7 protein-coding genes and 2 pseudogenes are annotated in these 8,088 nt (G+C 40.6%); 7 read left to right on the top strand and 2 right to left on the bottom strand.

Features of this window, described 5'->3' with window-relative positions; translation table 11 throughout:
* Both SCJ97_11270 and SCJ97_11265 read left to right on the top strand, forming a co-directional pair.
* On the top strand, positions 1–385 hold a 385-nt coding region (locus tag SCJ97_11270), incomplete at its 5' end, for a nitrilase-related carbon-nitrogen hydrolase (GenBank protein ID MDW7740612.1).
* A 10-nt stretch (positions 386–395) separates the two neighbouring features.
* The gene (locus SCJ97_11265) at positions 396–1,364 is read left to right on the top strand and encodes a dipeptidase (GenBank protein MDW7740611.1); all 969 of its coding nucleotides are present in this window, start codon (positions 396–398) and stop codon (positions 1,362–1,364) included.
* 234 nt (positions 1,365–1,598) lie between these two features.
* Here SCJ97_11265 and istB read toward each other — a convergent pair.
* Together istB and SCJ97_11255 are read right to left on the bottom strand one after the other, a co-directional pair.
* Positions 1,599–2,342 (bottom strand): annotated as a pseudogene (gene istB / locus SCJ97_11260) (IS21-like element helper ATPase IstB).
* A pseudogene (locus tag SCJ97_11255) lies at positions 2,339–3,169 on the bottom strand (IS21 family transposase). The pseudogenes istB and SCJ97_11255 overlap by 4 nt, the downstream one beginning before the upstream one ends.
* Here SCJ97_11255 and SCJ97_11250 point away from each other — a divergent pair.
* From SCJ97_11250 to SCJ97_11230, 5 genes are all read left to right on the top strand, one after another.
* The gene (locus SCJ97_11250) at positions 3,121–3,336 is read left to right on the top strand and encodes a helix-turn-helix domain-containing protein (GenBank protein ID MDW7740610.1); all 216 of its coding nucleotides are present in this window, start codon (positions 3,121–3,123) and stop codon (positions 3,334–3,336) included. The pseudogene SCJ97_11255 and the gene SCJ97_11250 sit on opposite strands and share 49 nt — an antisense overlap.
* 39 nt (positions 3,337–3,375) lie before the next feature.
* A complete protein-coding gene (locus SCJ97_11245) occupies positions 3,376–3,765 on the top strand; it encodes a Rid family detoxifying hydrolase (protein ID MDW7740609.1) in 390 nt (129 codons plus the stop codon).
* A 226-nt stretch (positions 3,766–3,991) separates the two neighbouring features.
* Positions 3,992–5,125: an aminotransferase class V-fold PLP-dependent enzyme gene (locus SCJ97_11240; protein MDW7740608.1), complete on the top strand. Its 1,134-nt coding sequence runs from the start codon at positions 3,992–3,994 to the stop codon at positions 5,123–5,125.
* Between the two features lie 54 nt (positions 5,126–5,179).
* On the top strand, positions 5,180–6,904 hold the full coding sequence (locus SCJ97_11235) for an FAD-binding protein (GenBank protein MDW7740607.1): 1,725 nt from the start codon (positions 5,180–5,182) through the stop codon (positions 6,902–6,904).
* 964 nt (positions 6,905–7,868) lie between these two features.
* On the top strand, positions 7,869–8,088 hold a 220-nt coding region (locus tag SCJ97_11230), incomplete at its 3' end, for a hypothetical protein (protein MDW7740606.1).

The following is an 8,088-nucleotide window of genomic DNA, read 5'->3' as shown; positions in this document are numbered from 1 at the left end:
ATACCTAACCCCCACTGCTGATCACCGCCCCGGCTGGCAGTCGACTATTCAGCACATCGCCCTGGAATCGCGCGCTTTTGTTCTCTCCTCCAACCAGTTTGTTAAAAAATCTTCCTACCCGACCGAGCTTGCCTGCTATTCAGAGCTTGCCGATCAACCTGAAATTATGAGCAGGGGAGGCAGCGCCATCATAGACCCGCTTGGCAACTACCTGGCCGGGCCGGTCTGGGACCAGAATGATATCCTGATCGCCGACCTTGACCTGGCTGCGGTTATCGAGGCTCGTTTTGATTTCGATGTATGCGGTCATTACGCCCGGCCCGATGTATTTACCCTGCTGGTTAATGAGCAGCCCGGGAATGATACTGCCCCTGGCCATCTTTAGGATGAAAAAAATGAACTGTAGCAATAAATTTAACATTATTGATGCCCACTGCGATACTGCTGGTTTCTTCTACCAGGAAAACAGCGATTACGACTTCCTCGGCTGCAACAACCAGCATCATATTGATCTGCCCCGCTTAAAAGAAAGCGGTATTATCCTGCAGTTCTTTGCCCTTTACATTAAAGATGAATATAAGCCGGTTGGTTCGCTGGCCTACTGCCTGCGCCTACTCGACAGCTACTACCGGACTATGCAGCGTTGTCCCGATGACCTGCAGACTATCTATTCAGCTACTGATTTAAACAATACCCCGAACAGCTCTAAAATAGCTGCCCTTTTAAGCGTTGAAGGCGGTGAAGCCCTGGAAGGAGAACTGGCGGTTTTGCGTATGCTCTTCCGCCTGGGTATAAGGAGTCTCGGGCTGACCTGGAACCAAAAAAATCAGCTGGCTACCGGCATTGGTGAAAATAACCCCCGGGCTGGGTTAACCACCTTTGGGAATCAGGTCATCCGGGAAATGAACAGCCTTGGTATGCTAATTGATCTCGCTCATATCAACTTGCAGGGCTTTTTTGACGTCTTAAAAATTAGCACTGTCCCGGTGGTAGTTTCCCATGCTAACGCCCGGTCCATCTGCGACCACCCCCGCAATTTAACTGATGAACAGTTGCGGGCTTTAAGAGATATTGACGGTGTAATTGGCATGAGCTGCTGCCCCGATTTTGTCGATTCAGATCATGCTACAAGCGATAAGCTACTTGATCACTTTGTCCACGTGGCCGATGTGGCCGGCGTCGATTACTTAGGTTTTGGGGCTGATTTTGACGGTATCCAGGAAGTAATAACAGGTTTGGAAGATGTAACCGGCCTGCCCCGTTTAGCAAAAGGGCTGTCAAAGCGCGGCTTCAGCCGGGATGAGATCGATAATATTACCCACAAAAATTTTATTAGGGTGCTGCAGAAAGTCTTGCCAGCTTAGTTTTAGAAGAAACACAGTGGGACTGTTCTGAACGTATAGGGTCAGGTCTTGAAATATAAGATTTGAAATGATAGAATTCCAGCATGGCCAGACCACTACGGATTGAATATCCAGGAGCAGTTTACCATGTTACCTCTCGTGGTAATGCAAGGTATATGGATATTACGGTTTCTTAGAGCCACGATTCCGGTAGTCAGAGAGCCACCCGTTTAGATGGCTCTCGACCACTTTCTCTTATTCTGTAATTCCTTTACGTTTACGCATAGATTCTTCCCCATCGATCATGATAGTGTAAGAATCGTGAACTATACGGTCAAGAATGGCATCAGCCAGCGTGCTTTCCCCAATTTTGCCGTGCCAGCCGGCAGGTGTGAATTGAGAGCTGAAGATCGTTGATCCTGTTTTATGTCTGGCTTCAACGATTTATAGAAGGTACCTGGCTTCTGTGTCGGAGAGAGGCACCAGCAACCATTCATCCAGGATCAGCAGACTGACCTTCTTATACTGTTTCATCACATTTTTGTAAATACCTTCACCGCGAGCCACTGCCAGCTCATTCAGTAAATCCGGTAGACGAATATACTTGACAGTGTAGAAGTTGCGGCAGGCAGCGATTCCGAAAGCGCTGGCAAGATAGGTTTTACCGGCACCTGAAGCGCCAAGGATAATTAGGTTATATTTCTCTTGAATGTAGCTACAGGTAGCCAGGCGGGCAAGCGGCGCTTTATCCAGTTTTCGGTCTGAATGATATTCGATGTTTTCGATACAGGCGTCGCTTTGCAGAAATTCAGCCCTGCGGATCAGCATACTCAGACGGTTATTCTTCCGCCTTGCCCATTCCGTATCTACCATAAGGCTGAAGCGTTCTTCAAAGGAAAGTGATTCAAAAGAAGATTCCTGCAGTTGATGCCGATATGATTCTGCCATAGCAGTAAGGCGCATTTCATTTAGCTTGTTGATTGTGGTAGCGTTGATCATTTCCCATCCCTCCCATAGTAACTGGCGCCCCTGGTAAGGCCATGGTCGGCAGAGTCATCTGTTACAATTTCTTTGGCAGCGGCAACTTTATCTTGTCCTGTCGTCAGGATGGTTTTGATGTTTTTGTAACCGGGTCTTGGTGTGTAGGTTAAGACTTTTGCACATGCAGCTTCAAGCCTGGGGATGGAATGCTTGTCTGCCAGCTTCAGAAGGGCCATACAGCTCTTGTAGCCCTGCTGTTCCAACTTTGTGAGAGGAGACAGTATCGCTTTGACAGTAATAGCTGCACAGGGCCCAATGCTTTCACCCCAGGAGATGAAGCGAGCGGTATTCCATTGAGTATATGTCTTGTGATCCTCAGGCATATGGTCAACAACCGTGCTGTATTGCCCTGACCGCCCGTGCAGCCTGGGGTGTGAACAGATTCGCAGGTTGTTAAAGAATACTTCGATGACATTGTGAGTCATCCGCACATCGACTTTATGCTTGATGTATTCGTAAGGAACGCTGTAGTGCATTTTATCGACGGATATGTGATAATTGAACTGGACAGTGGCAATCTTCCAGGTTGCCAACTCGTAAGGGGTAGCAGGCAACGGTAATAGCAGCGGCTTTTCTTCCTCCAGGAAGACACTAAGCCTGCTGCCCTCTTTCTTTTGAAATGGTTTGCTGTTCATTATCTCTAACTTTTCTTTAATTGCCTTATTCAGTTCGATCAGGCTAAAGAATTTCTGGTTGCGTAAAGCAGCAATAATCCAAGTCGATATGATCTTTACAGATCCTTCGGCACTGGGCTTATCCCTATTATCCCGAATTCGGGATAATAGGGACAAAAGAAGATAAGATAAAAATTGTTAGCCTCTTAGATGATAGGGGGGTTTTCTTAGTTAAAGGTGCTGTGGAACAAGTGGCAAAGGATTTAGTTGTTTCAAAATATACGATATACAACTATCTCGAAGAAGCACGCGTAGCTAAGAATAATGATTTATTATAACCAAGCATTAGAATTAATAATGACAAGGAGAAGTTGATTATGATACCAATTCAAATAAATTCAGATGATGCACCAGCAGCAGTGGGGCCATATTCACAATCTATAAAGTGTGATAATTACATATTTGCGTCAGGACAATTACCCTTACATCCTGAAAGTGGTCAGATAGTATCTGGTGGTTTTAAATCACAAACAAATCATGCGCTATATAATTTAGAAAAGGTATTAATAGCTTCAGGATCATCATTAGATTACGTTGTTAAGACCACCGTTTACTTAACAAACATGGATAATTACTCCGAATTTAATGAATTATATACAAAATGTTTTGGCAAAAGTAAACCTGCTCGAACATGTATTGAAGTAAATCGGCTGCCCAAAAATGTTCTTATTGAAATTGACGCAATTGCTGTTGCCCCAGATAAATAGCTTTTTTCACGGCTCATGCTAACAAACTTAAAGAATTTAAGTGTAAAGCAATTGTAAATAATTACTTATATTATAATTTACAGGCTCATGAATATCACATACTTAAATCAAAAACTGAAGATTATTACTTGATATTAATAATGTAATCGTCTGCTGTCTGGTCAGAAGCCTAGTACTAAAAACAATTTAATAGAATGTCACATTGTTTGTAGTTGGAGGGTTTAATGTGGATTTGAATTCAATAAGAAATGAATTCCCGATACTATCTCACTCAACTTATCTAGATAATGCTGGAATTGCGCCCATTCCTTGTAGAACTATAAATGCACTCAAAGAATTTCTTTATATGTACAATTATGATGATGGCATTCTTAAACCATTTATGGAGTTCATGCCAAACTTACTTAATGAAATAAGAGATGAATTTGCTTTACTAATTTCGGTAAAAGTACAGGAGGTATTACCTGTTTCTACTTCGTCAGAAGGAATAAATATAATTGCTAACGCAATAGATTGGAAACCAGGAGATAATGTGATTATCAATGACTTAGAATTTCCATCGAATTATTATCCATGGATTAATTTAAAAAGAATGGGAGTAGTCGTAAGGGTTGCCAAAAGTCAAGACGGGCGCCTTAAGCTTAACGATATAGCTTCATTGATCGATAAGCATACTCGTGTAATTACAGCAACTCACGTTGCTTATATGACAGGATACCGAATGGACTTAAAAGCACTATCAAATTTCGCGCGCCCTTTAAATATAATTACAGTAGTAGACGCGACACAGTCTTTAGGGGCGATTGATTTAAATGTTAAATCTGAAGGTATAGATGTTGTCGCGGCGTCTGGTTTTAAATGGCTCCTCTCACCGATAGGAACTGGTTTGTTATATATTCGAGAAAATTTGATAGAGAATCTTAAACCAAAGTATGCGAGTTGGATGAGCCAAAGCGATATGAATGCAAAAGGTTTATCGGATATTAACTTTGCTTGTGATGCAAGGAAATTTATGTTATCGGGGAACTTTGACATGGCTGCTTATGTGGGTATGATGACATCTTTGCGGTGGATATCCGAATTAGGAATTGACAATATTGAAAAACACGTTTCATCATTTACACATAAGTTAATAGATGGTGCAGTCAGTTTAGGATTATTCTCAAAAACTTCGAATGATAATAAAGAACGAGCAGGCATAGTAGCTATATGTGTGAAAAATCCTGATAAAACTTTGTCTAGGCTTAAGAAAAATGGAATCCATGGGGTTACAAGGTTGGATGCCATACGACTGTCTCCCCATTTTTTTAATACTCAAGAAGAAATTGAAAGAGTTTTAAATGTACTTGAACGAGAATGATGACACAATTATGTAAAAATATAATAATTAGCCTAACTCAGGAAGGTGCTTTCATTGGAAATAGAATTTATTAAAACGGATGTACTGATAATTGGAAGTGAAGGTGCTGGTGCCCGTGCGGCAATTGCAGCTTGTGAAAATGGGGCTGATGTCGTAGTGCTATCTAAAGCATATCAAGGTCGTTCTGGTGCAACCATAACTGCGCCTGGGGATTATGCATGTGATAGCAAGACTCTTTTTGAACTTGGTATTACAGGTGCAAACCCTTCAGATACAATAGATAAATTTTATGAAGATATAATGATCGGGGGTAAGTATCTTAATATACCATTACTTGCTGAGCGGCTAGCAATTGATTCAGGAAAAAGATTAAAAGATTTACTTAATTATGGCGCAAAATTTACTGTTGTTCATCAATACGGAGGTCACACTTTACCAAGAGGAGCTTGTGCTGGTAAGGTTGGAAAAACAGGAGTTAATATTATGAAGGCATTAGGGAGTAAAGCAAAAGTATCTGGAGCAAGGTTATTTCAAGCTTGTTTTACGATAGATCTATTGTTTGAAGATGACATTATCTGTGGGGCAATTACATGGGATATTAAATCAGGAAAACTTATTATTTTTGAAGCGCCTTCTGTAATAATTACTACTGGAGGCTTTGCACGTATATGGGGTCGCACCTCTAATCCAGAAGAGTCAACTGGTGACGGAATAGCCATGGCGTTAAGAGCTGGCGCGGAATTATTAGACTGTGAAATGGTGCAGTTTATTCCATATGCATTAGTTAAACCGCCAGCAGCGGAAGGACATATTTATTTTTCTATTGAACTTCTGTCCCTTTTAAATTCATATCTTCGGAATAGCGATGGAGAAAGGTTTATGTACCGTTATGATCCTGAAAGATTGGAAAGGTCTACAAGAGATTTTTTGTCATTAGGCATAGCTTCAGAAGTTAATCAAGGAAGAGGTTGTTCTAGTGGCGGAATTAAAGTTGATATTAGCCACATCCCGAAGGAAACTTTAGAACAGCTAGTCGAGAATATGTTCCCCAAATGGAAGGTGGGGGCTTTTTCTTTACCTAAGTTTGGCTTTGATCCTTATCAAGATGCTATGGAAATCGCACCAGTAGCTCATTACTGTAATGGTGGCATTAAAATAGATACAAACTGTTGTACGAATATCAAAGGTCTTTATGCTGCCGGTGAAGTTGCAGGGGGTGTACAGGGAGCAAATCGTCTTTCAGGTTGCGCCATTACTGAAACCCAGGTTTATGGAGCCATCGCAGGTAAGGAAGCTGCGAATCATGCATTGAAATATAGATGTAAACCCTTAATACCCAAATATCAAGTAGAAGAGGCTAAAGATTTGATAAAAATATTTTTTGAAAAACAAAAAAGGCTGGATACTGTATGGAGTATCCGCAATAAAATACACGAGCTTGCGGATAAAAATGTTGGGGTTTTGAGGGAAGCAACAGGTTTGCAGGATACCTTAAAAAGTTTAAATAACCTAAATAGAGATATTTTAAATAATTTAAGAATAGACACCGAAGAACTGCAATGTAATTATGAGCTCATTGCATCGATGGAAGCAATAAATATGTTAAAAGTATTAGAAGGTGTTGTAAAAGCAGCGCTGATTCGCAAAGAAACCATAGGATCGCATAACCGAACAGATTTTCCCCAAAAAGATATTCAAAATTATCACACAATATTATCAAAAAAAGGGTTAAATACAATTATTAAAAAACAAGTAATATTAAAAAGCAATATAGGATGAGACGCTTTATAAACTACTTGGTTGGCAAAAGTCGGTTAAAGGTATTAATACATTAATTACAACATAAAGGTAAGGGAGGAAAACATGAAAATTAAAGTCAAGGTCCACCGACAAGCACCGGGACAAGTAGTAATTTTCAGAGAATACATTGTTCCCTTTAAACAAGGAATGAGTGTGCTAAATGTACTAAAATACATAAGAGATTACCTCGAGCCAGGATTAGCGTTTTATGGATCTTGCAGAGTAGGGTTGTGTACGGGTTGTTTAATAAAAATGAATGGTAAACATATTTTTGCTTGCAGTACACCTGCGATAAATGGAATGATACTCGAGCCTTCCGATAAACATATTCACTTGAGGGATTTATGTGTAGAGCTAAATTCAAATCAAATATCTTAGAATTAGAATCTTAGTGAGGTGGCTTAATTTGATTGTACTTTAGCTTTTATAACGATATCTAGAATATGCAAAGCGATGTGTTATCGTGCACGGGGTATTATGACCAAGCCTTATGGAGTAAAAAGAAGTGTATTGTTATCTTTCAAATTAAAGCGGCCATTGGTTTTCAAAATACTCTGGTTCAAAACTGAGTCATTATCTGCCCAATTATCATAATACCGCAGACAATAGCTGCATCTTTTGCACAATGTCACGGTTTTTTGGTCAAAAGCTGCTCGATCATTTCCAATCTTTTTTCCAGAAAAAACAAGGAAGCCATCTCCTGGCATTTAATAGAGATGATCCCGAAGTCAAATTCATCCTGATGTTCAACTTGCCACTGTTCGGCCTATATTTTTAGGTCTTCTAAGCCCATATTTCGCAGGTTCCCATAATCGTATTTTATGACTGCAGTTACATGAGCAAATATTTGTTGAAAAAGCAAAAAGATCTAATATTCTAAAAAGGTACTTTTACACCCGATGTCGAATTTAACCTTAAGCCTGAGACATCGAGGAGAGCGGACATGAGTCGCAACAAGTACCGGGGTAACAATGGCTACCCATTTAAAGCCGGATTCAACCCTAAACCGAAACAAGTCTTTCGGTATAAAACAGAAAAGATCTTAGGTTCGCTCTACCTTACCAGACCCTTGCTGGAAAGAATGCAGATCAAAGCGATCATTGACAACATCATCCCAGAGCGCAAAGAAAACGGCCAGATTGTTACTACCGGTGAGGTCTCAG

Source organism: Bacillota bacterium (assembly GCA_033549065.1).
Taxonomy (GTDB): domain Bacteria; phylum Bacillota; class Dethiobacteria; order DTU022; family DTU022; genus JAWSUE01.
The sequence above is the reverse complement of the archived record's forward strand: the minus strand, read 5'-3'. Positions and strand labels throughout refer to the sequence as shown.